The organism is Gordonia mangrovi, from assembly GCF_024734075.1.
GTDB classification, from domain to species: Bacteria; Actinomycetota; Actinomycetes; order Mycobacteriales; family Mycobacteriaceae; genus Gordonia; species Gordonia mangrovi.
This window is the reverse complement of record NZ_CP102850.1, coordinates 1,123,835-1,146,001: the sequence shown is the minus strand read 5'-3', so window position 1 is coordinate 1,146,001 and position 22,167 is coordinate 1,123,835. Positions and strand designations below refer to the sequence as shown.

The window sequence follows — 22,167 nt, the reverse complement described above, 5'->3', positions numbered from 1 at the left end:
GTACGGCGAACACCACGCCATCGGAAGGTCTAGCGGCAGCGTCGCCGGGGTCGACTACCATCGAAAAGATCACCGGTTATAGGAGTCGGCATGAGCGAAGTGGAAAAGGCCCAGCGACGGGTCCGCACCATCCGCAAGATCCGTCACAGCTCAGAATTAGAGGGTGCGCGAAGTACGGACGCCACCCGGGCTGATCAGCGGGCGTACGCTCGCGGGACGATCAGCGTCGCGGAACTCGGTGATCGGGTGCGTCGCCGCTACAACATCCAGTAGGAGCAGGTGGCAAGACCCTGGGACACGGGTGACCTCGACCAAAACTGGTCAGGCTACTTCATCCCCGGAACCGAGGTCCTTCGCAATCGTGTTGGGGCGACGATGCCCGACGACCTCAGAGATGCCGAGAATGATCTGGTGGAGGTACGCGTTCTGGAGTTGAGAGAGGCGCCCGAGATCGTCGGGCGGCGCACCTACTACCTCGACTACCTGTGCGCGATCCACCGGCAGCTGTTTCAGGATGTGTACGACTGGGCAGGAGAACTGCGCACCGTCGGGATCGAGAAGGACGACGAGGCATTCTGCCCACCTGGGAACATTGCTCAGCCGATGGTTCATGTTGCCAGAGAAATTCATCGACTTGGTCGGCTTCGGAGTGTGGCCCGACCGGATCTCCCTCGCGTTGTCACATACCTCTACGACTACGTGAACTTCGCCCACCCCTTTCGTGAGGGCAACGGACGCTCAACACGGGAGTTCTTCGATCTCTTGCTGTCCGAGCGGGCAGCCGGACTTGATTGGCAACGCACAGACCTTGGAGAAATGCACGATGCATGCCATGCCGCCCGCGGTGACCAAGACCTGTCGCTGCTGGAAGGCATGTTTGGCCGAATCCTCGATTCGGACCCGGCGTACGACTTCTGATTGCCCGGACTGAGCGAAGAGCCGTTGGGGTTTCGCATCCATCTCTGGTGGTACCCGACACCCATGACCGATCACAACGATGCACCGGATCTCGACGACGTGATGACCCCGACCGAGGAGGTCACGCCCGACCATCGCGAGCACGCGAAAGAGCCGAAGCACCTCGACGACGACGCGCTGGCGCAACGCGCCGAGCACGAGCAGCTGGTCGACGACGCGCGCCGCGACTGACTCGCCCAGGAGGATGACACCGTGACCGAGCAACCGCCCCAGGATCTCTCGACCGTCCAGCTCGTCGAGCGCCTGCAGCACCAGACCACTACGTTGGTCAAGACCGAGATCCGCGACGCCCTCGATGAGGTGAAGACCAAGAGCACGCGCCTGGGCGTGGGCGTCGGGGTCTCCGGCGTCGGGGCGCTGCTGCTGTTCTTCGCCCTCGCGACCTTCGTGGCCGCCGCCGTCCTCGGCTTGGCGAACGCGGTGGATCCGTGGCTGTCGGCGGTGATCGTCGGCGCGATCCTGCTGGTCATCGGCGCCATCGTGGCCGCGATCGGCGCGCGACGCGCGAAGGCTGCCGTTCCACCCGCGCCACAACACACCGCCGCTAGCGTGCAGCGCGACGTCGACACCGTGAAGGAGCATCTGCGATGACCACTCCCGACGACGTGCCACCCGTCGAGCAGCAGCGCGAAGAGCTCGCCCAGACCGTGGACGCCCTCACCGACAAACTCGATGTTCGCGCGCGTGCGCAGGACGCTGCCAACCGCACCGTGCAGTCGGCAACCGCGACCGCCCGCGACAACCAGCAGCTGCTGATCGGCGTGGCCGCCGCGGTACTCGCCGTCGGCGCGGTCGTGGTGATCCGCCGGAAACTTCGATAGGAATGGTCAGATGAGCAACGTCTCCAAGACCCTGTACAAGCCACTCGCGCTCGGCATCAGCATCCTCGGCGGCATGGCTGCCGGCGCGGTCTTCAACAAGGTGTGGGCGCAGTTCTCCGACGAGCCCGACGCGCCGAACCCGAAAGACCTGCAGCGCAGCACCAGAGAGGTTCTTGCCGCGGCAGCGCTGCAGGGATTGATCTACGGAGTGGTGAAGGCGGCGATCGACCGGGCCGGCGCCCGGGGCTACAAGGCCGTCACCCACGAAACACCGGAGTAGCCCGCCGCTCTGATCGGCGGTGACGTCAGGCGAGTCCGCCGAAGAACGTCCGGATGTCGTCGGCGAGCAGCTTCGGCTCCTCCATTGCCGGGAAGTGACCGCCTTCGACGAACTCGGTCCAGTGGCCGATCATCTGCCCCGGGTCCATCGCGCGACGCACCAGCGGGTCTGTGTCGAAGACGACCCAGCCCGACGGCACGTTGCCGGCCATCACCACATCCATCCCGGAATGTTCAGCCTCGTAATAGAATTGAGCGCTCGACTCACCGGCGCGGGTGAACCAGTACAGGCTGATGTTGGTCAGCAGCTGGTCACGGTCCACCGACTCGTCCGGAGTCCGGTAGGCGCCGACGTCCCCGGTCGCGAACTTCTCGGCGATCCACGCGAGCAGGCCGACCGGTGAATCGGTGAGCGCGGCGCCGATGGTGTCGGGGCGATGATTGTGCATCTCGAGATACCCGCGCTCGGCCGTCGCCGTGGCGCGCACCGCCTCGAGCCGGGCGGTCTCGTCGGCCGACAGTCCCTCCGGATAGGGAAATGTGGTGCCGACCAACCCCAGAATCCGGCGGTCGACGCCGATGTGCGTGCCGATGGCCCGGTCGGGATACGTCGCCGCGAGGCGACCGGTGATCCCCGACCCGATGTCGGTGCCGTGTACCGCGAACCTCTCGTACCCCAGCCGCGTCATGATCTCGGCGTAGGCATCGGCTGTCCGTGCCAGCTCCCAACCCGTGCCGGACAGCGGCGTGGAGAATCCGAAGCCGGGTGGCGACGGAATGACAATGTGGAACTCGTCGGTCAACAGCGGGACGAGGTGGAGGTACTCGACGAACGAACCCGGCCAGCCGTGGTTCAACATCAACGGAATGGCATCAGGCCGTGCCGATTCCACGTGGACGACGTGGAAGGTCTGACCGTCGATGACGGTGGTGACCTGGTCGTACTCGTTGAGTGCTGCTTCCTGGGCACGCCAGTCGAATCCGTCGCGCCAGTACTCGGCGAGCTCGGACAGGTAGGCCTGCGGGATGCCCCGGCTGAAGTCGGTGCGGGCCTCCCGGCCCGGTACCGGGTGCGGCCGGCGGGTGTGCGCCAGCCGGGTGCGAAGGTCGTCGAGCTCGGCCTGGGCGATGTCGATACGGAACGGTGTAAGGGCGTTGTTCTCGGTCATGACGTCCACCTTGGCGGGCAAGGCGGTCAACCACTGTCCGCGATTGCCGCGGAACCACCGATGACATGGCCGCACTCTGGCGTGGACGGACCAGCCGCCACGCCAGAGTGCGAAACCTTGTCACAGAACCGGTTACCGAGTCACCGCGTCATCACTCCGCATGGGCCGCGATCTGCTCCGGACGACCCTTGGCCTCGACCTCGATCTTGCGCGGTTTGGCCCGCTCGGCCAGCGGAATCGTCAGTGTCAGAACGCCGTTGTCGTAGTCGGCGGTGATGCGCGAGGTGTCGATGCCCTCGCCCAACGACAACTGACGTCGATAGGTGCCCGCGAAGCGTTCGCTGCTCAGCCACTGCACACCCTCGTCCGACGGCGCACTGCGCTGCGCGGAGAGGGTCAGGGTGCCGTTGTCGACGCTGATGTCGATGGAGCCGGGATCGGCGCCGGGCAGGTCGGCCACCAGCATGTAGTGGTCGTCGACCTTGTACAGATCCAGCGGCATAAACCGCGGGGTGCGTTGGGTCCCGGTCATCGAACCGGTCATCAGTCCCCGAGTAAGCGCATCAACATCGCTGAACGGATCAAAACGAAGCACAGCCACTCACCTCCTGAACCAAGGCTGCCCGCCACCCGTTGACGAGCAGCTCATTCGCTGTACAACTCCATAAATAGCACTGGATCGACCGTTGCGCTAGCACTCGAGCGCAAAGAGTGCTAGAAAATTTTCGATCGTCCCGCGCCAGTACAGCACCGCCGGAATGACAAGGAGGACACCATGACTGCGCGCTATTCCCGGTCGAGTGGGCGCCGATTTCGGGCGCCTGGCCTCAGCGTCGCCGGTGGCGGCACATACCACCGGTGGTACCATACGTGGCATGGCGAAGACCACCTTGTATCTCCCGGACGACCTGAAACGAGCCATCGAGCTCGAGGCGCGTCGCCGGGCGATCTCCGAGGCAGAAGTCGTGCGGCAGGCGCTCCGTGAGGCATTGAGTGGCAACACCGTTCGTCCGCGGGGTGCGCTCTTTTCCGGGAGTGAACCCATCGCCGATCGAGTAGACGAGCTACTCGACGGGTTCGGCGAGTGATCGTCGACACGAGCGCGCTGCTGGCGTACTTCGACGCCGCCGAACCGCAGCATGATGCCGTTGCCGAGTCGATCGAGTCTGCGAGCGAGCCGCTGGTGGTGTCGCCGTATGTGGTCGCTGAGCTGGACTACCTGGTGTTGACCCGGCACGGGTCGCGCGCCGAGCGATTGGTGCTCGCTGAGCTCGCCTCGGGCGCATGGGAACTTGCCGCGATGTCGCGTGATCGGCTCGCGGCGGCGACAGCTGTTGTGGAGAAGTACGCCGACGTTCCGATCGGCATCGCCGATGCGTCGAACATCGTCCTGGCCGACGCTTACCAAACCAGGACGATTGCGACTCTCGATCGTCGGCACTTCGGTGTGTTGCGGCTCGGTGACGGATCAGCGCCGATCATCGTGCCCTGACCTGCGCAATGTGCCCGGGTGTCGCATGCCCGGTCACGCGATCCGCACCCCTCTCGGCAACGTCCCGGCCGGCACCCGCAACCGCCGTGCCGCGACGACCACCCCGATCGCGCCGAACACGAGGTTGATGAACAGGCCCAGGTACCAGCTGTCGCCGACGCGGGCCTGCTCGTGTGCGCGCTTGTCGCGGTAGTACCCGCTGAGTCCGTCGTCGGCAGAGCCGCTGTAGTAGACGGTCCCCTCGCCACAGGTCGGGGCGTCGACATAGGGACCCGCGCGGGACGCCGACAGCATCTCCGCGATCGGCGCGGCGAGTGTCGGGCCGGGCGGGAGATTGTCGGAGTCCCAGCCATCCACCGGTGGGTTGTCGTAGGGGGCAACGACATCGGGCACAATCAGCGCCGGATTCGGGGTAAGCAGCCACCAGATGCGCTCAGTGTGATGAAACGTCTGCGTGACCTCGACATCCTCGCAGGGTGGGGGAGTCTGGACCGGCTCGGAGAACTCGTCCGACCACGAATACTGCGCCCGCACCACCTCGTGTTCTTGTGCGGTGGTGGTGTAGAGCAACCCGAACAACGCCGGAAGTCCCAGCAGCAGAAAGAACACCGTCGCCTGCGTCAACACCGCAGATCCGGCCGGACGTGACGTCATCGCCGAGAAGCCCAGCCCGATACCGCAATAGCAGGCGAACAACGCAGCGCACACGATGACGCCGAGGATGCCGGGCCCGATGCCGTAGGGTGCGGCCACGACGGCCCACACCAGATACGGCAGGGCAATGACCATCAACGCCAGACAGCTCATCCAGTTGCCGATCAACTTGCCCACGGCGAGTTGCCAATTGCTGATGGGGGTGGCCTGCACCACGGCCAGGGTGGCGTCCTTGCGGTCACCGTTGATCGCGGTCGCGGTCAACGTGGGTGCCAGCACGATCCCAAGGAACAGCAGGGTGCCCAGCACGATGGAGTACAGGTTCTGCGCCCAGTCGCGGTAGTCGGCGCCCACCGGACTGAGCGCGACGAACATCGAACCGAACACCACCGCCGAGATGACGAGGAATGCCACCGTCAGGGTGATCTTCCAGCGGGTGGTGCGCACGCGTTGGCGCACTTCGAGTCCGACGATCACGCCGACCACCGTCCACCACTGTCGGAACCGTCGTGGTCGGGGCGCCGCTGGTCCGCCAGTCGGCATCGTCTTGGTCAAGGGGGTCATCGTCAAGTCCTGTCGGCGTCGAGCGCCAGGTAGGCGTCCTCGAGTTCGGTGTCGATACGGGCGAATTCGACGACCTGATGGCCCGCGACGATCAACTCGGCGAGATGTTGTGCGGCGACCTGTTCGTCGGGAAAACGCATCGTGGTCGCCGACGCCGCAGGCTGCCCCGCCTCCCGGATGCGCCAACGATGTCCCGCCGACAGTTCGGAGGGGCGGGTGCGGCCCTCGGTCATGATGATCACATCGTCGACCATCTCCGACAGCTCGGTGAGAATGTGCGACGAGATCAGCACGGCGCAACCGGAATCGGCGAGGGCGCGCAACTGATCACGCAACTCCACCCGCGACCGGGGATCCATGCCGGAGGCCGGCTCATCCAACAGCAACACACGGGGACGATGCACCAGCGTGCGCGCGAACCCCAACCGCTGCTTCTGCCCACGGGACAGTTCGTGCGCGGGACGGTCGGCGAACTCGGCCAGATGCACCAACTCGAGCAGGTCGACGGCCCGACGTCGCGCCTCGGTACGCGAGAGCCCGTGCAGGCGACCGAACGTCGACAGGATCTCGACCGCGGTGAGGCTGTCCCAGGTGCCGAACACATCTGGCATCCAGCCGACTATCGACCGCAGCCGCGAACCGTCGATCTCGGTTCCGTCGACAGTGATCGTGCCGGTATCCGGCTGCAACAGCCCTGCCAGCATCAGCAACAACGTGGTTTTGCCGGCACCGTTCGGGCCGACGAGGCCGGTGATGGTGCCCGATGCGACCGAGACGTCGGCGCCCGCGACCGCAATATGTCGTCCGAACGCGCGGGTCAGTCCGCGAGCCGCCAGTGCCATGCGGCGACACTACCTGCCCGCTGCCGACAGGCCGACTATGCGCGTGCGAACTCGACGGGATGTGGGTCGCGCGGCCAGGATGACCAAGCGCAGCGCCGAGATCGCAACACCTGCCACAGACGCAACAAGAGCGGGTTGGTTCGGCGTCCGAACCAACCCGCTCATTGCCGGATTCAGCGTCTGCCGGTCACCAACTTGACCAGGAACAACAGGATCACCGACCCGAGCAGCGCGGTGAAGAAGGTGAACCACCATCCGCCGCTGGCGGTGTCGAAGGCGAAACTCAGCAGGAACCCGCCCAGGAATGCTCCGATGACCCCGACGACCACGTTCAGCACAACGCCCATCTGGGCATCGGTTCCCATGATCTTGCTGGCCAGCCACCCGGCGATACCGCCGATGATGATGTAGCCGATCCAACCCACTGCTGTCGTGGTCGTGGAACGCTCGGCCACCACTGTGTACATCACGTCTGACGCGCTCACTCCGCGACCTCTCTGTCTTTCGAGCTTCTCTGCGATCGCAATTGTCCTCGTTCGAGGCATCTCTGGTTACCCGGGAGAAACGAAACTCAAACCGAGCGGGGATGTCTCGGCTCGGTAGCCCTCGCGACCCGTACGGCCCGGGAGGGCCGTTATCGAAACGTCACCGTGGTCGCGAATACGCCACGAAGCCGACGACGCGGTAGAAGACGGCAGGGCACACCTTTGGCGTTGTGAAACAGTGCGAGGGCACTGCGAGGGGAGACACCACGATGTCGGCAGCAAAGGAACCATTCGTCGCGAACGGTGCACCCCATCCGGTCGATCCGGTGATCGACCACGCACGAGCTGCTGTGGTTATCGGAGCGTCTTTCGGCGCGAGCGCGCTACTCACTTTCGGCATGCTCTTCACCTAGAACCGGGTCTGTCCACCGCATAGCCGGGCGTGACTGTCCGCGAGCATCACCAGTCAGAGGTGTCGGCTGGATAATCCATTCGAGGACGCTCCGCGGTGATCCGGACGGACACGTGAGGGCAGGAACTGGACACAACACCGTCATCGTCGCCGGCCAACTACAGTTCGATGTGATGTCGAAGAACAGGTCGAAGAAGCAGCAGAACCGCGATCGCCGCAAGGCCAAGCGGGCCTCACGCGACAACTCCACCGTGGTTCCGCTGTTCCCGCCGTCCACACAGGAGACATCCGCGCTGATCCCGGCCGGATTCGAGGAGTGGGTGTCGACTGAGCTCTTCTCCGCCGAAGAGGTCTCCGTCCACGGGTTCATGGAGCAACTCGAGATCCTCTTGGTCGCGGTGGCCGGCGTGCATCCGGAGTTCGATGCCACCGCGTGGACGATGGACGACGTTGAGGCCATGGGTAGCTTCCTCGACTTCATGATCGAGAAGGAATCGATCCCGGTCGACCAGGCGCGGGTGATCGCCTTCTCGGGGATGATGTTGGCGAGGTTCCTGACCGAGCACGGCAGGTGGGCCGGTGACCCCGATGCGCCCGCATTCGCCCAGGAGCGACTCCCCGCTGCGGTCGGGCTGATGCTGGGCACCACCGAGATCGGACCAGTCGACGAGGACGTCGAACGAGCGGCACTGCTGGCCACCCAACCGTTGGCGCAGATCACGGTGCTGTTGGACTGGCTCGGCGACGGCCGCCCCACCACGCCGAATCGGTGGCTCAAACCGGCAGCCGCCCGTGAACTCGCACAGGCGCTCGGCCTTGAGATGCCGCCCGGTCGCAGCAGCATGAGCAATTTCGCTCCCCTCCGGTACCTGTGGCTCTATGCGCAGGCGATGGGGCTGATCAAGGTGAACACGGTGCGGGCGACGCCGGTGCGGACTGCAGCGGAGTGGCAAGCGGCGCCTGTGCAGGCACTTCGCACCGCATTGACCACCTGGATCGATGCCATGTTCCCCGAAGACATCGACAACGAGTTCTCCACACAGTTCTACGAGAGCCTGGCTGCCATCATCATGGCCGGCTGCACGAACTTCGCCAACACTCGCGCCGACATCGACGGCTGGGTGGAGAAGTTGGGATACAGCGAAGTGCTCGTGAGTGCGCTGCATTCCCGGCTGGCCTCGTCCATCGACGAAGGGTGGCTGACACTCGAGTCCGACACCTACGTGGTGCCCGACGCGCTCCGGCCGGCTGTGCTGCCCGCAATACCGCAACTCGGCCAGATGCCGACGGCCAAGGACGGCGCCCCGTTCACTGACGCCCCCATCGAGGGTGAGCTGCATGTGCAGATCGAGCTCGACGGGGTGAACCCGCCGGTGTGGCGGCTGCTCGTCGTCAATTCACTCACCACACTGACCGAATTCCACGAGATCCTGCAGACCGTGTTCGACTGGGAGAATAGTCATCTGCACCAGTTCACCGCCGGTGGCCGACGGTGGATGGACGAGCGCGCTGACCGGCGACGGTCGTGGTGATCTGCACAGCGAACACGACGTCATGATCGGCGAAATCCTCCGAGCACCCGGCGCGCAGATGACCTACGAGTACGACTTCGGCGACGGGTGGTCGCACCTGATCACCGTGGCCGACATCAATCCCGCTCCCGACGAATCGCATCCGGCGGTCCTCGATGGAGAGGGGATGGCGCCGCTCGAGGACGTCGGCGGGCCGTTCGGGTGGGACGACTTCGTCGCTGCGGTCAGCGACCCGCGTCACCCCGACCACGCCGAACTTCGCGAGTGGGCCGGCTTGTCGCCCGGACAATCGTTCGATCCGACCGCGTTCGACCTTGCGGCGGTGAATCGGCAACTGCGGCGGTTGTTTTAGTCGTTGGCGGAGGCGTCCGGAGCTGAGGCGCCGCAGAGCTTGCGGAGGGCAGCTCCACCCGAGCCCCGAGGTGGCACGTAGCGCTGGCGGACGGACCAAGCGCGACGTCAGCGTCGCTGGCGTCGTGGTCGACGACACCCAGCGGCTCTTGGCGATCAATTGCCGCGACGATGGGTCGTGGCAGATCCCAGGTAGTGTCCTAGAACTGGACGAATCCACCGCGGCTTGCTGTCCGGATCACGAATAGCACCCCTTCGCCGGCACAACCGGTTGGGCAGCGGCGCCAGGACAATCTTGGTCATCCGCCAGGGCACTTCAACAGCAAGTGTCCGACTCTCTCCGGGGGTTCGGCGGCGACAGCTCGGAATCCGCAGATCGCGAGAGGCCGAACTAGCGAATCGTATGCTAACTAAAGGATTTTCGAACGATCGATGGCCACGCTGAACAAGGAGGTGTGCGGGGAGAGTTGACATGGGAGACTGGTCGAAAGTCGCTCGTGCCGCGGAGGATCTATGAATTCTCACAATCTGTTATCGCTCAAAGAATTTCACGATCATGGCGATAGGCGATTGGACAGCCCTTGACTCTGGTTCACTCCGGCTGAGACGGGGCAGTCCCACACCTGCCGAGTTCGCATGAATGGATTACACCTGGGCCGAGTTTCGCGGCGTAACATGCTACTCCTAGGTACTCAAAACGCGACCTATGCAGCGCGGCAGGAGAATTGGAGCAAACGATGGTCGAAGTTGACTTCTACGAGTTGCTCGGTGTCCCACGTACAGCTGATGAAGGCGAGATAGAGCGCGCCTCCAAACAGGCTACGCGGCAGTGGACGAAGCGAGCGTCGTCTCCGAACCTCGATGTGAGGCATGAAGCCGAGACCAAAATGAAGCGCCTGCGGGAGGCGCGAGAGGCGCTCTTGTCGGGTCCTGAGCGCCGTGCGGAGTACGATCGGGCACTGCAACAAGGCATCGTGCCTGCTGCAGCACCGGCGCAGCCTGCACCGGCAGCGGGTGGTGGAACCGACTGGGTCGCGGCGGCGCGGGCGGCTCTGGCTGCCAACGACTATCACTCCGCCGCCTACGCGGCGAAGGAAGCAACAACGGTGCTGGGCGGCAACGCGGAATCATGGAGCCTTCGTTCACGAGCGAATCTGGGACTTGGCCGGGTGCCAGACGCGCTCTACGAGGCACGTCAGGCGACCGAGATCGAGATCAACAACGCTGAGTATCACTTCAACCTGGGGAACGTGTACGAGCAGTTGGCGGACTGGGCAAACGCGCTCAAGGAGTACCAGGTTGCCACCCAGTTGGATACGTCGAGTTTCGTCTATCCGCTGGCTCAAGGCTCCGTCCTCCAACAGAACGGACTCCTCGACGAAGCCATCGACATGTATCGAAGAGTGTTCGCGAATCATCCCGGGGCCGAACCAGTCCGCTTCTACCTTGCGATGGCGCTCCTTGAGAAGGCCGAATCGATTCCGAAACTACAGCGATCGGGTTCGTACGCAGTTACCCAGGAATCGGAAATACAGCCGATTGCCGAGCTTGCGGACGAGGCGAAACAATTGTGCCAAGACCCAGATGTACAAAGCGCTGCTGACGATATTCTGTCGTACATTCGCAAACAAAAGGATGCGGTCTGGTGCCTGCCCACGATGGTGTCCGATGCTCCGTTTATCTGGATCGGCGGAATCCTCGGAGCATTTATTCTTGGCCTGGTCATTTCCGGAGCCTCCAGTGGGATCGGCGCGATACTCATTCTAGGGGCGATTGTCGTTGCCGGATTGGTGATCTGGCAGTCACGTGTCCCGCGATGGAAGAAATCTCAGCGCAAGAACTCAGTCGCATTGATGATGGCCGGTCACTGATGGGAAGTGTAGTCGGTATCGATTTAGGGACCACCAATTCAGCGGTAGCGGTATTGGGCCATGACGGCCTGCCAACAATCATCCACAATCGCGAAGGTGACAATACAACCCCCTCCGCGGTTCTGTTCGATGACGGCGAAGTAACTGTTGGGAAGCAGGCGAAGAACGCGGAGACGTCCCTGCCGAACAGTGTCGTACGGTTCGTGAAGCGGCACATGGGCAATCCCGACTACAGGTTCATGCCCGACCGGACCGAACGCGAATATGGCCCCGAGGCTATTTCGTCGTTCATTTTGCGGTTCTTGGTCGACGATGCATCGGACTTTCTGGGAGAAGAAGTCGTCGACGTCGTGATCACAGTTCCGGCCTACTTCGGCGATGCTGAGCGGACGGCGACCCGCCAGGCCGGAGAAATCGCTGGACTGAATGTATTGCAGGTGATCAATGAGCCAACCGCGGCAGCGCTCAGTTTCGGACTCAAGGGTACCTATAGCGGAAAGGTACTCGTTTATGATTTGGGTGGCGGCACCTTTGATGCCACGTTGATGGACATCTCGGCCAACAATTTCAGAGTGTTGGCGTCGGCCGGAGATCGAAACTTGGGGGGATTCGATTTCGACAATGAACTGATCAGGCTGGTGTCAGATCGGTACCGTGAGCTCGGTGGAACTGTGGACACCGAGGACTATCGGCAGATTGCGCTTATTCGAGAGCAGGCAGAAGCTGCCAAACATCGGCTTTCGACAAGTGAGAAGGCAAAGGTTCGTATCGGTAGCGAGTCGGTCACCATAGTCCGCGACGAATTTGATCGCGCGATTGCGGACCTGGTGACCAGAACCCGGTACATATTGGAAGACGTTATGGACCAGGCTGGTTTGTCCTACGGCGACGTAGACAAGCTGCTATTGGTCGGAGGCTCTACGCGGATGAAGATCATAGAGCGTTCGGTCAGGGAATGGACCGGGCTTGAGCCTGACAAGAGTATTCACCCCGACGAGGCCGTCGCACTCGGTGCCGCGATCGTAGCCGAGCTGCGGAGCGCGGCGGAGTCGGGGAAAGCACCTGCAGTACGGGCCACGGTGGAAGATGTTGTCGCTCAGGGTCTCGGCGTGGCGGTAGTTTCGGATGATGGCTCCAAGATGCTGAACAGCGTAGTTGTGGAGCCGAATACACACGTGCCGAATCGCATCAAAGCCAGCTCGTTCGCGACGGTCGGGGCTACGCGTCAGATAAGGCTGCAGATCACCGAAGGCGATGAGAACGGAGTGGAACTTCAGTATGTAAAGGTCCTTGGTGAATCCTTACTGTGTTTGGACTACGACCTTCCGGCGAGAGCGCCACTGAACGTTGTCTTTGTCGTGAATGAAGACTCGACAGTCGAGGTCGAGTTGCATGACTCGGCGAATGAGATGCTGATCGGACAGATGGCCGTACACCGAAATTCGAATCTCAAACAAGTCGATGTCGTTGCCCTTCGCAAGCAGAGCAGAGAAGTTGTCGTGCAATGAGTGTGAACGATCACATTTCGGAGTCCGCTGATCGTGTCGACCTGGCAGAGGGTGGTTCGGCGGCGGCGCCAGCTATGGATGACGATGTCGTACCGCCTGGTTCGATCAACGCACGAGCGGATGGCGGTGACTCGAAGCTCTTTGATCGTTCGTCTGCTGAGTCGAATCGGTGGGCAGTGGAGCGTGACGGTCAGCTTCTGGAGGCGGTGAATGCACGGTTCGATCGGATTGAGAAGGCGCTCGGAGCCACCTCGCACGCTGTTCAGCACAACCACGAGCACGCGATGGTCATACTGAGAGACCGAGCGGTCGCTGCCGAATCCGGGGTGACGCAGTCATTGCTCCGTCCGATCGGGCGCCAGATCGCGGCATTGATCGATCGCGTAGAGCTTGAGGCTGTCAGGAAGCAGGCAGAACCGTGGTCGCTACTGATGAGCGTTGTCGACGAACTCTTGGACGTGCTAGCGGATTTCGGTGTTGAGACGATTGAATGCGCTCCCGGCGAAGAAGTAGACAGGGCCCGGCATCGTGTCGTAGAGACACTATCCGAGCGTAATGGTGAGGGTCGGGAGCTGCACATCGTCGAGCGAGTTCGGCAAGGGTATGAAGTTGGGGGACATGTTCTTCGCCCTGCCGAGGTGGTGGGTGAGTGGGTGCAAGGCTAGCGCGAGAGATCGCAGGATCGAAGGCGCCGTTCCGCCGTTGTCATTTGCCACCGTGAACCGTGATCTCGGGCTTGTTGATCCCGAGAGTCACTGAAAGAAAGGAAATGCAAATGTCGGAGACCGGATCACCTTCCCGGACTGGTGATTACACGGAGGTTCACAAGTGTCGGAGTTGTGGTCGAGCGTTCTGGGGGAAGCGGTCATGGAATCACGTGACGGTGATTTGTCCGCATTGCGGGGCGGGGAACTGAGACAGCAGCTCGTTCAGCGGTGTGGGAGATCGAGGAGGAGTCCCGCGCCGCTCGGCGGCCGGCTGCCGCTGCCGTTGCTGACCACGCATTGGGCGGGTGCGACCGTGTCGAGCCTGACGCCGTTCCGGCACGACGACTCGCTCTACTGGGTGCGGGCACACATCGTGGAACTCGACGATCTGCTTGGCTGTCGATCGACGGGCTACACACAGAGGCGTATCGCTACAGCCGGATCGGGCGAACTACCCACCCCTGACGATCAGGACAACATCCGAAACCGCTCTCCCACCATGGTGGGCCGTCCGTTGATGTACAGGGCGGTCTCCGGTTCATCGGGCCACGGCGGCAACGAGAACCACGCCCACCGTTCGAGGAAGGGGATGGTGGTCATCATCGCGGCTGCAGCGGTGAGGAAGTCAGTCTGTGCCGGCGGTGCCATCGCGTCTGAGGTGGTGTGCTGAAAGGTGATGAGACTGAACTCGGTGAGCCACAACGGACGGCCGTAACGCCGGTGGACGGTGTACAGATAGTTGCGCAGGTCGTCGAGAGCGGCCGGCAACGAGTACGGTCGCCGCAGCCACGGCCCGGGATACCAGTGGACGGGGATGAAATCGACACGCAACCCGCGTGCTCGGGCACCGGTCATGAATCGGTCGAGCCACCCGCCGGGGAGGTGTCCGTCGGCGGAGACGGCGGGTGCGCCGAGGCGTAGTCCGGTGCGCTGCAGTCGTGGCCATGCGGTCAGTGCCTCGTCGACGGTCATGTCGGCTTGCGTGGCGATGTCGGGCTCGTTGAAGCCGAGCAGCACGGTGCCGTTGCTGCGGGCGCGGCGCAGCGCACCGTCGGTGAGGTCGCGTCGACCCCAGATCATGGGCACGAATTCACATCCGGCGGGGGTGGCGACGCCTTCGTGGTCGGGCGTCCAGGTGTAGTACCAGCGGGCGCCGGAGTTCGCGAGTGCGGTACTGACCCCGGGTCCCTGCCAGAGGCCGACACCAGGTAGCGGACCCGGAGGCGGTGGTCGCAGTAGCTGTTGGGGTTGCGAAGACGCCGTGGAGTGACCGAAGCCGGCGGCGGCCAGTCCGAGGCCTCCGGCCAGCAGGGCGCGGCGAGTCAAGTCGGATGTCATCTCAACGTCGGTACCCGTCGGGGTTGAGTTGCTGGAAACGCCAGCTGTCACGGCACATGATGGCCAGATCGTACTTCGGTGTCCACCCCCACGCGAGGCGCACGACGTCGGTGTTGGCCACCAGTCTCGGCACGTCGCCGGGTCGGCGGTCGGTGACGGTGAATGGGATGTCGCGCTCGGCGGCCGCGGCAAATGCGGTGCGCAGTTCGAGGACCGACGTGCCCTGACCGGTACCGAGATTGTGCAGTTGCATGCCGTGCTGGTCGTCGACGTGCTCCAGGGCGGTGACATGGCCGCGGGCGATGTCGACGACGTGGACATAGTCGCGGATGGCGGAGCCGTCAGGTGTCGGATAGTCCCCTCCGAACACCTGCACCCGCCCGCGTTTGCCGGCGGCCACCTGCGCGAGGTACGGAACGATGTTGCGCGGCGTGCCGTGGGGGTCCTCGCCGAGCAGCCCACTCGGGTGGGCGCCGATCGGGTTGAAGTAGCGCAAGCTGATCGCCCGGAGATCGTCGTGATGGCGGCAGGCCTGCTCGATCATCTGCTCGCAGGCGAGTTTCGACCAGGCGTACGGGTTGGCCGGCGCGGTGGGTGCGGTTTCGTCGAGGTCGTCGGCGCCGGTGGCGCCATAAATCGAGCACGACGAGGAGAATACGATCCGGTGCACGCCGGCCCGCCGCGCCGCGGCCAGCAATGTGGCGGTGCCGCCGACGTTGGTGTGGAAGTAGTCGAGGGGGATCTCGGTCGATTCACCGACCGCCTTGCGTGCGGCGAAATGGATGACGGCGTCGATGCGGTGGCGCCCGAAGATGGTATCCATCGCTGCCGCGTCGGTGATGTCGGCGACCTCGAGAACCGGAGCGGCGCCGGCGATCTCGGCGACGCGATCGAGCGCCTGGGCGTGCCCGGTGGACAAATCGTCGACCACGATGACGTCGTGTCCGGCTTCGATGAGTTCGACACAGGTGTGGCTGCCGATGAACCCGGCGCCGCCGGTGACGAGCACCCGCATCGGGCGGGCGGTGTGAATGGTGGTCATGTCATGAAAACTTCCACGAGATGGGACAGGTAGACAACGGTGACGAGGGCGACGGGCACCGCCGCTACGGCGCATACCAGCAGCGGGGCGCGCACCAGCCGCGTCGCGGCGCCGATACCGAGAGCGGTGCGACGTCGGGTGTCGCGGGCGTGCAGCACCGTGACCAGAGTCGCCACCGTCACTTGCGCCGTGGCGGTCAGCAGCGACAGCCCGACGTAGCCGACCACCGGCGGGTTGTCGAGACCTGCTGCGGCGCAGACGGTGAGGATCACCGCGGCCGCGCAGAACGGCAGTACGAGCCGGACCGGGAACACCTGGGGCCCGGTGCTGCCTTTCGGCGTCACCTTGAAGTCGACGGTGCGTGGCATGACCCGTTCCGCCATCGCGACGGCCACGCCGAGAACGATGAACGGCCATCGGCTCGCCGCGTATAGGGCGCGTTCCCAGCTGACGATCGGGGCGTTGGCGGGCCGCAGCAGGCCGTGCCGGCGGATCACCAGGCTGATCAGCAGGATCCAGGCGTTGAGTGCGAACCACAACGCGAAGAAGAGCACGAAATTCACCGACACCCACGGGGACCCGGTGGCGCAGGCGATCGCGAACAGGCATATCCCGCCGACCGACATCAGCGCGAGCAGGAGGTCGAATCCGGATTGGAACGTGAACTGTGCGGCCAGCCGGCGGGGGAGCACGCGGCGCGTACGCAGCACCAGCCCGAAGAAGACCGTCGTGAGGCTGTGCGCCCACTGGAATTCCTGTGTCACCATCGCGGCGAAGTCAGGCGGACCGTCACCGCGGGCCGCGGCGTTGATCGCGAACGCGCCACGCCACCCGGCGACGTTGAGTAGATACGAGGTGGTGAAATCCTCGGCGAGGTCGGGGCCGAGACCGCCGATCTGCCGCAGTGCGCTGGTGCGCACCGCGTAGTGCGACCCGATGCACACCGGGGTGCCGTCGCCGTTGAAGCCGAGTTGTTGCGCGCCGTGGAACACCGCCTCGTCATGCGGGCGGCCGCGCACCGTCCACGACAGCCCCGCGTTGGCGTCGCACACACTCGGCGCTGCCACATAGCCGACTGCCGGATCGGCGAAGTGGCGCACCATCTCCCGGAGGTAGCCGAGGGCAGGAACGTGGTCGGAGTCGAGTTGGGAGACCACGTCGTAGCTCTCGTATCCGAAGTGGTCGTAGAAGTAGGCGAGATTGCCCTCCTTGCAGCGACGCCGGCGTGGCCAGGTGGTCCGCTGGTAGCGAGAGTCGTCGCGGCGGGTCGAGATCAGCACACCGCGCTCGGCGCACCACACGATGGTCTCCTCGCTGGGGTCCTCGTCGGCCAGCCAGACGTCGTACTGCCACGGATGATCTTGCGCCAGCATCGCTTCCAGCGTGGTGCGCACCAGCGGCCACGGTTCCGACGGCGCCTTCGTCACGATCATCGCCACCCGCAGGCAGGGCGGCGCAACCTCCGGCGCCAGGCTGCGCATCCGGTTGACCGCCTGCAGGAAGAACATCGACAGCGCCAGCACCCCGAGCAACAGCACCGAGTTGACGACGAAGCCGACAATCGAGATCCGGTTGCCGGGCAGCAGCCACCACACCACCAACCCGGCGAGGGTTGCCACCCAGCCCGCCGACAAGAACGCGATCGCACGTGCGGGACCACGGGGTAGGGTGCGCGCCAGCATGTTCGCACCGGCGGTGCGGCGCTGCGGAAGTGGCCCGAACACCGGCCCCGACGGGCGCACGTCCACCACCCGCCCATCGGACAGGTCACTCAGGTAGTCGCGCAACTCCTCCTCGTCTGCCTGCGTCTCGGCGGCCGGGAGCGCGCGGTGCCGACCGCTCGCCGACGACGGCGGTGCGGGGAGAACCCGGATCGGTGCGGTCGGCACATCGTCGGGGTCGCGGTAGCGTTCGATGACCTCGGTCGGCGCGTCGACGTCGAATCTCGGCGTCAACTGGCCGCCCTCGACGGCTCCACCGCGCCGACCTCCACGGCGCCGACCTCCACCGCCCGGTGATTGCGGTTCCAGTTGATGGTCATCGCCAGGCCGGTGGCGACGTCCACCTTCGGTTGCCAGCCGAGTTCGTTTCGTGCCCGACCGATGTCGGGGCGACGGCGGGTCGGATCATCCTGCGGCAGCGGTCGATACTCGATCGTCGAGGTCGACCCGGTGATGTCGCGGACGAGTTCGGCGATCTGCAGCACCGTCATCTCGTGCGGGTTTCCGAGGTTGATCGGCCCGTGCACGGGTGTGTCGATCAGGGCGATCAGTCCGCGCACCAGATCCGAGACGTAACAGAGGCTTCGGGTCTGGCCGCCGTCGCCGTAGACGGTCAGCGGCTCACCGCGCAGGGACTGCGCGATGAAGTTGGTGACCACCCGGCCGTCGTCGAGGCGCATCCGAGGCCCGTAGGTGTTGAAGATGCGCGCGATGCCGGCGTTCACACCTTCGCGTACGTATGCGGCGACGAGGGCCTCGGCGTAGCGTTTGGCCTCGTCGTACATGCTGCGCGGGCCGGTGGGATTGACGTTGCCCCAATAGTCTTCGCGTTGCGGATGGATGGCCGGGTCGCCGTACACCTCGCTCGTGGAGGCCTGCACGAACCGGGCCTGATGGGTGGCGGCGAGGTCGAGTGCGTTCTTGGTGCCGTCCGACCCGGTGGTGAGGGTGAAGACCGGTCGCCGGCTGTATCCCGGCGGGGAGGCGAGGCTGGCCAGGTTGGCGACAGCGTCGACGGGACCCGAGACGGCGAGCGGGGTGCGGATGTCCTGGATCTCCAGGTGGAATCGGGGCGACTCCAGCAGGTGGGCGATGTTCTCGATGCGCCCGGAGGCGAGGTTGTCGACGCAGACCACGTCGTCGCCGCGGTCATGAAGCGCCTGGCAGAGGTGGGAGCCGATGAATCCGGCACCGCCGGTGATGACGACACGCATGGGTGAGTTCTCTTTTCTGTGACTATGTGTCAGCGTCGACCGATGCCGCGGTAGGTCCAGCCGGCGTCGCGCCAGACGTCGGGGTCGAGGCAGTTGCGGGCGTCGATCAGGACGCGCTGCTGCACCGGCTCGCTGAGCTGTTCGGGTGTCAGGTCACGGATCTCGGCCCATTCGGTCATGACGAGGACCACGTCGGCGCCCTTGCAGGCGGCGAGCGGCGAATCGCAGTACCGCAACTCCGGGTGCCGCTTCTCGGCGTTGTCCATTCCGTGCGGGTCCCAGGCCTGCACCTCAACCCCCGCGTCGGCCAGGCGTGCCGCCACGTCGAGGGCGGGAGAGTCGCGCACGTCGTCGGAGTCGGGTTTGAACGTCAGGCCCAGGACCGCAGCCCGGGGGCTGTCGATGCCGCTGCATGCGTCGAGGGCCATGGTCGCGACGCGGGTGCGTTGGCGGGCATTGATCTCATCGACCCCGGACAGTAGGTCGGCCGCCGCGGTCGCCCCGAGTTCTTCGGCGCGTGCGCGGAAGGCGCGAACGTCTTTGGGCAGGCAGGCGCCGCCGAAGCCGAGTCCGGCGTTGAGGAACCGCCGGCCGATGCGGTTGTCGTAGCCGATGGCATCGGCGAGCACGGTCACGTCGGCGTCGACGGCGTCGCACACTTCGGCGACACTGTTGATGAACGAGATCTTGGTGGCCAGAAACGAATTCGCCGCCACCTTGGTGAGTTCGGCCGTGGCGAGGTCGGTGGTCACCAGGGGTGTCCCGTCGGCCAGCGACTGGGCGTAGACCTCCCGCGCGACGGATTTGACCCGGCTGCGGTCGGCTGCCGCGGCACCGAGGACGATCCGGTCGGGACGCAACGTGTCCTCGACTGCGGTGCCCTCGCGGAGGAACTCCGGGTTCCAGCCGAAGCCGATGTCGGCCGACGGGGCGAGTTCGCGCAACCGCGCGGCAACCTGTACGGCCGTACCAACCGGTACGGTGGACTTGCCCAACACCACGGCCGGCCGGGTGAGCAGCGGTCCGAGGGTTTCGATCACGGCGTTGACCTGGGTCAGGTCTGCGGCCGCTGAATCGGCACGCTGTGGCGTGCCGACGGCGATGAAGTGCACGTCGGCGCGCGCCGCCAACTCATACGAGCAGGTGAAACGGAGTCGGCCGGACGCGGTGTGCTTGCGCAGCAGGTCCGCCAACCCCGGTTCGTACAGCGGCGCTTCACCTTTCTGCAATTGTGCAATTTTTGCGGGATCGACGTCGACGCCGATCACCTCATGACCCAACTCGGCCATACACGCCGCATGCGTGACGCCGAGATAGCCGGTACCGAATACCGCAATGTCCATCGACAAGGCTCCCTAGAAGACGGGTCCCCGCGCCCGGTGTGCGTTTCCGTACCTACTCAGCGGCCTCGACGTTGCGGCCATAGAACAGGCGCGGTGACGACGACCTCACGCGGACGCCCCCGAGGGCCACGTCCCACCTGGGGTGGGAAAGATCTGCCACCTTCGCGAACCGACTGTCCCGGCAGTCGATTCGGCGACCGCGGATGCGGTGGACGCCCCGGATGCAGGTCGTCGGATATGCGCGCCGCGATCACGAAGTTGCACATTACAACGATAGTTGAGGTACGTCGACCGGAGTGACCACCATCACCGAGCGGTCCGGACCGTCATGGGCCGATGCTGCGGGAATGTGGCGTCTGACGAGTCACGCCAACACCCGGAACCGATCGCCGACCACGGTGGGCTCCTCGTCGACGTAGAGCGCGGTCTCGGGGCCCGGCGGCCAGGGCGGCAGCGCGAACCACGCCCACCGTTCGAGGTAGGGGATGGTGGTCATCATCGCGGCGGCGGCGACCAGGAAGTCGGCCTGATCCTGAGGTCTCATGGCGTCTGCGGTGTGTTGGTAGGTGATGAGGCCGAATTCGGTGAGCCACAGCGGTAGGCCGTATCGGCGATGCACGGCCTGCAGATACTTCCGTAGGTTGTCGACGGCGGCGTCGGTGGAGTAGTTTCGGCGCAGCCCCGGCGGGACGTACCAGTGCACGGGGATGAAATCGACACGGTAGCCGAGTGCGCGGGCGCCGACCATGAATCGGTCGAGCCAGTGGCCAGGGACGGCGCCCTTGATCGCCACGGCGGGGGCGCCGAGACGCAGCCCGGTGTTCTGAAGGCGCGGCCACGCGGCGAGGGCCTCGTCGACAGCCATATTGGCTTGGCTCGCGACGTCGGGCTCGTTGAAGCCGAGCAGCACACTCCCGTTGTCGCGGGCCCGGCGCAACGCGTCGTCGGTGAGGTCGCGTCGACCCCAGATCATCGGAACGAACTCGCAACCTGCGGGTGTGGCGACACCCGTGTGGTCGGGGGCCCAGGTGTAGTACCAGCGGGCGGCGGAGTCGGCGAGTGCGGCGCTGACCCCGGAGCCTTGCCACAGGCCGACCCCCGGCAAGGCGCCGGGCGGCGGTGGTTGCAGCAGCTGGCGGGGTCGCGAGGAGGCTGTGGCGCAACTGGTGAGTCCGGTTGCGGCCAGGCCGAGACCGCCGGCGAGCAACGCGCGACGGGTCAGGCCTGGATACACGCATCACGACGCTACCCGTCAAAGTCGCAATGCCGGAAATTCACCTGCGGTTATGACACACGACTGCGAGATTGTGTATTGGGAGCGCCCCGTCGGACCAGTCGGGGGGTGGTCCGACGGGGCGCCGGGGTGGCTTCCGGTCCGGCCCCGGTCGGGGGAGAGGGGCCGGGCTGAAAGCCTCGCCCTCAACGATAGTTGATTATTGATTAGCTGGATGCGGTGGGCGTGGAGTGATGTGCGGTTCGAGCGTTCCGCGGAACGTCATGCGGCGGCGAGCTCGGCGTCGGATTGCCGGTCTTCCATGCCCACACCGCGTACAGCACCTCGGTCGCGTAGCCGACGTTCAGGTGACGTCCGGGGCTGATCGGCAGCACGGCGTCGTCGTCGATCGCACTGTCGGGTCGCCAACCGTCGGGCTTGTGCACCGCGGATGCGCGCTCGATGGTCGATCCATCCGATCTGTGGAAGCTGAACTGTTGCTTCCCTTGGGCTTTGATCGCGAATTCGCCTCGGTGCAGAGCGCGATGATGGGCGGAACACAACAGGATCAGGTTGTCGGCGGCCGTAATTGAGCACCACGCCGCGTTGTCCGTTGCGCTTCTTGCCGTGT

Annotated in this window: 25 protein-coding genes; 13 read left to right on the top strand and 12 right to left on the bottom strand. The window is 64.8% G+C overall.

The features are described 5' to 3' along the window. Positions 1-90 precede the first annotated feature (90 nt). The 6 genes from NWF22_RS05290 to NWF22_RS05265 all read left to right on the top strand — a co-directional run bounded on the left by NWF22_RS05290 (position 91) and on the right by NWF22_RS05265 (position 2,079). Positions 91-273, top strand: a complete 183-nt coding sequence (locus NWF22_RS05290; protein WP_160900309.1) for an antitoxin VbhA family protein — start codon at positions 91-93, stop codon at positions 271-273. 6 nt (positions 274-279) lie between these two features. After that, a complete protein-coding gene (locus NWF22_RS05285) occupies positions 280-918 on the top strand; it encodes a Fic/DOC family protein (protein WP_160900310.1) in 639 nt (212 codons plus the stop codon). 63 nt (positions 919-981) lie between these two features. Next, positions 982-1,149 (top strand): hypothetical protein, encoded by a 168-nt coding sequence (locus NWF22_RS05280; RefSeq protein WP_202398151.1) that lies wholly within the window; start codon positions 982-984, stop codon positions 1,147-1,149. A 21-nt stretch (positions 1,150-1,170) separates the two neighbouring features. Then, positions 1,171-1,569: a phage holin family protein gene (locus tag NWF22_RS05275; RefSeq protein ID WP_160900311.1), complete on the top strand. Its 399-nt coding sequence runs from the start codon at positions 1,171-1,173 to the stop codon at positions 1,567-1,569. Further along, on the top strand, positions 1,566-1,799 hold the full coding sequence (locus NWF22_RS05270) for a DUF3618 domain-containing protein (RefSeq protein ID WP_160900312.1): 234 nt from the start codon (positions 1,566-1,568) through the stop codon (positions 1,797-1,799). Before NWF22_RS05275 ends, NWF22_RS05270 begins: the two co-directional genes overlap by 4 nt. 10 nt (positions 1,800-1,809) lie before the next feature. Next, the gene (locus tag NWF22_RS05265) at positions 1,810-2,079 is read left to right on the top strand and encodes a DUF4235 domain-containing protein (protein ID WP_160900313.1); all 270 of its coding nucleotides are present in this window, start codon (positions 1,810-1,812) and stop codon (positions 2,077-2,079) included. Between the two features lie 25 nt (positions 2,080-2,104). Here NWF22_RS05265 and NWF22_RS05260 read toward each other — a convergent pair whose 3' ends face one another. Next, the gene (locus NWF22_RS05260; RefSeq protein WP_160900314.1) at positions 2,105-3,247 is read right to left on the bottom strand and encodes an epoxide hydrolase family protein; all 1,143 of its coding nucleotides are present in this window, start codon (positions 3,245-3,247) and stop codon (positions 2,105-2,107) included. Positions 3,248-3,398: 151 nt separating this feature from the next. Beyond that, positions 3,399-3,842, bottom strand: a complete 444-nt coding sequence (locus tag NWF22_RS05255; RefSeq protein ID WP_160901354.1) for an Hsp20/alpha crystallin family protein — start codon at positions 3,840-3,842, stop codon at positions 3,399-3,401. Positions 3,843-4,122: 280 nt separating this feature from the next. On the opposite strand from NWF22_RS05255, the gene NWF22_RS05250 reads away from it, so the two are divergent. Together NWF22_RS05250 and NWF22_RS05245 are read left to right on the top strand one after the other, a co-directional pair. Next, on the top strand, positions 4,123-4,335 hold the full coding sequence (locus NWF22_RS05250) for a ribbon-helix-helix domain-containing protein (RefSeq protein ID WP_202398153.1): 213 nt from the start codon (positions 4,123-4,125) through the stop codon (positions 4,333-4,335). Further along, positions 4,332-4,739, top strand: a complete 408-nt coding sequence (locus NWF22_RS05245; protein WP_160900315.1) for a PIN domain-containing protein — start codon at positions 4,332-4,334, stop codon at positions 4,737-4,739. The genes NWF22_RS05250 and NWF22_RS05245 overlap by 4 nt, the downstream gene beginning before the upstream one ends. 33 nt (positions 4,740-4,772) lie before the next feature. On the opposite strand, the gene NWF22_RS05240 is transcribed toward NWF22_RS05245, so the two are convergent. The 3 genes from NWF22_RS05240 to NWF22_RS05230 form a co-directional block, all read right to left on the bottom strand. Continuing rightward, positions 4,773-5,957: an ABC transporter permease gene (locus NWF22_RS05240; protein ID WP_233750851.1), complete on the bottom strand. Its 1,185-nt coding sequence runs from the start codon at positions 5,955-5,957 to the stop codon at positions 4,773-4,775. A gap of 2 nt (positions 5,958-5,959) precedes the next feature. Then, entirely contained in the window at positions 5,960-6,799 is an 840-nt protein-coding gene (locus NWF22_RS05235; protein WP_160900316.1) for an ABC transporter ATP-binding protein, read from the bottom strand. Positions 6,800-6,972: 173 nt separating this feature from the next. Next, positions 6,973-7,266 (bottom strand): GlsB/YeaQ/YmgE family stress response membrane protein, encoded by a 294-nt coding sequence (locus NWF22_RS05230; protein WP_160901357.1) that lies wholly within the window; start codon positions 7,264-7,266, stop codon positions 6,973-6,975. Positions 7,267-7,869: 603 nt separating this feature from the next. Here NWF22_RS05230 and NWF22_RS05225 point away from each other — a divergent pair. The 5 genes from NWF22_RS05225 to NWF22_RS05205 all read left to right on the top strand — a co-directional run bounded on the left by NWF22_RS05225 (position 7,870) and on the right by NWF22_RS05205 (position 13,623). Beyond that, positions 7,870-9,228, top strand: a complete 1,359-nt coding sequence (locus tag NWF22_RS05225; protein WP_160900317.1) for an IS1096 element passenger TnpR family protein — start codon at positions 7,870-7,872, stop codon at positions 9,226-9,228. After that, positions 9,179-9,580, top strand: coding sequence for a plasmid pRiA4b ORF-3 family protein (locus tag NWF22_RS05220; RefSeq protein WP_160900318.1), 402 nt, complete (start codon positions 9,179-9,181; stop codon positions 9,578-9,580). Before NWF22_RS05225 ends, NWF22_RS05220 begins: the two co-directional genes overlap by 50 nt. A 736-nt stretch (positions 9,581-10,316) precedes the next feature. Beyond that, the gene (locus NWF22_RS05215) at positions 10,317-11,450 is read left to right on the top strand and encodes a tetratricopeptide repeat protein (protein WP_160900319.1); all 1,134 of its coding nucleotides are present in this window, start codon (positions 10,317-10,319) and stop codon (positions 11,448-11,450) included. Next, on the top strand, positions 11,396-12,958 hold the full coding sequence (locus NWF22_RS05210) for an Hsp70 family protein (protein ID WP_233750852.1): 1,563 nt from the start codon (positions 11,396-11,398) through the stop codon (positions 12,956-12,958). The genes NWF22_RS05215 and NWF22_RS05210 overlap by 55 nt, the downstream gene beginning before the upstream one ends. Continuing rightward, the gene (locus NWF22_RS05205) at positions 12,955-13,623 is read left to right on the top strand and encodes a nucleotide exchange factor GrpE (protein ID WP_160900320.1); all 669 of its coding nucleotides are present in this window, start codon (positions 12,955-12,957) and stop codon (positions 13,621-13,623) included. The genes NWF22_RS05210 and NWF22_RS05205 overlap by 4 nt, the downstream gene beginning before the upstream one ends. A gap of 510 nt (positions 13,624-14,133) precedes the next feature. Here the strand turns inward: NWF22_RS05205 and NWF22_RS05200 are convergent. The 7 genes from NWF22_RS05200 to NWF22_RS24615 all read right to left on the bottom strand — a co-directional run bounded on the left by NWF22_RS05200 (position 14,134) and on the right by NWF22_RS24615 (position 22,105). Further along, positions 14,134-15,003: a glycosyl hydrolase gene (locus NWF22_RS05200; protein ID WP_160900321.1), complete on the bottom strand. Its 870-nt coding sequence runs from the start codon at positions 15,001-15,003 to the stop codon at positions 14,134-14,136. A 1-nt stretch (position 15,004) separates the two neighbouring features. Then, complete coding sequence (gene galE / locus NWF22_RS05195) at positions 15,005-16,045, bottom strand: UDP-glucose 4-epimerase GalE (RefSeq protein WP_233750853.1); 1,041 nt, start codon at positions 16,043-16,045, stop codon at positions 15,005-15,007. Next, positions 16,042-18,000 (bottom strand): glycosyltransferase family 2 protein, encoded by a 1,959-nt coding sequence (locus NWF22_RS05190; RefSeq protein ID WP_160900322.1) that lies wholly within the window; start codon positions 17,998-18,000, stop codon positions 16,042-16,044. The genes galE and NWF22_RS05190 overlap by 4 nt, the downstream gene beginning before the upstream one ends. Then, positions 17,997-18,980 (bottom strand): UDP-glucuronic acid decarboxylase family protein, encoded by a 984-nt coding sequence (locus NWF22_RS05185; protein WP_160900323.1) that lies wholly within the window; start codon positions 18,978-18,980, stop codon positions 17,997-17,999. The genes NWF22_RS05190 and NWF22_RS05185 overlap by 4 nt, the downstream gene beginning before the upstream one ends. A 29-nt stretch (positions 18,981-19,009) precedes the next feature. Then, on the bottom strand, positions 19,010-20,329 hold the full coding sequence (locus NWF22_RS05180; protein WP_202398154.1) for a UDP-glucose dehydrogenase family protein: 1,320 nt from the start codon (positions 20,327-20,329) through the stop codon (positions 19,010-19,012). Positions 20,330-20,687: 358 nt separating this feature from the next. Next, positions 20,688-21,557 (bottom strand): glycosyl hydrolase, encoded by an 870-nt coding sequence (locus NWF22_RS05175; RefSeq protein ID WP_160900325.1) that lies wholly within the window; start codon positions 21,555-21,557, stop codon positions 20,688-20,690. 206 nt (positions 21,558-21,763) lie between these two features. After that, entirely contained in the window at positions 21,764-22,105 is a 342-nt protein-coding gene (locus NWF22_RS24615) for a hypothetical protein (protein ID WP_507237299.1), read from the bottom strand. Positions 22,106-22,167 lie beyond the last annotated feature (62 nt).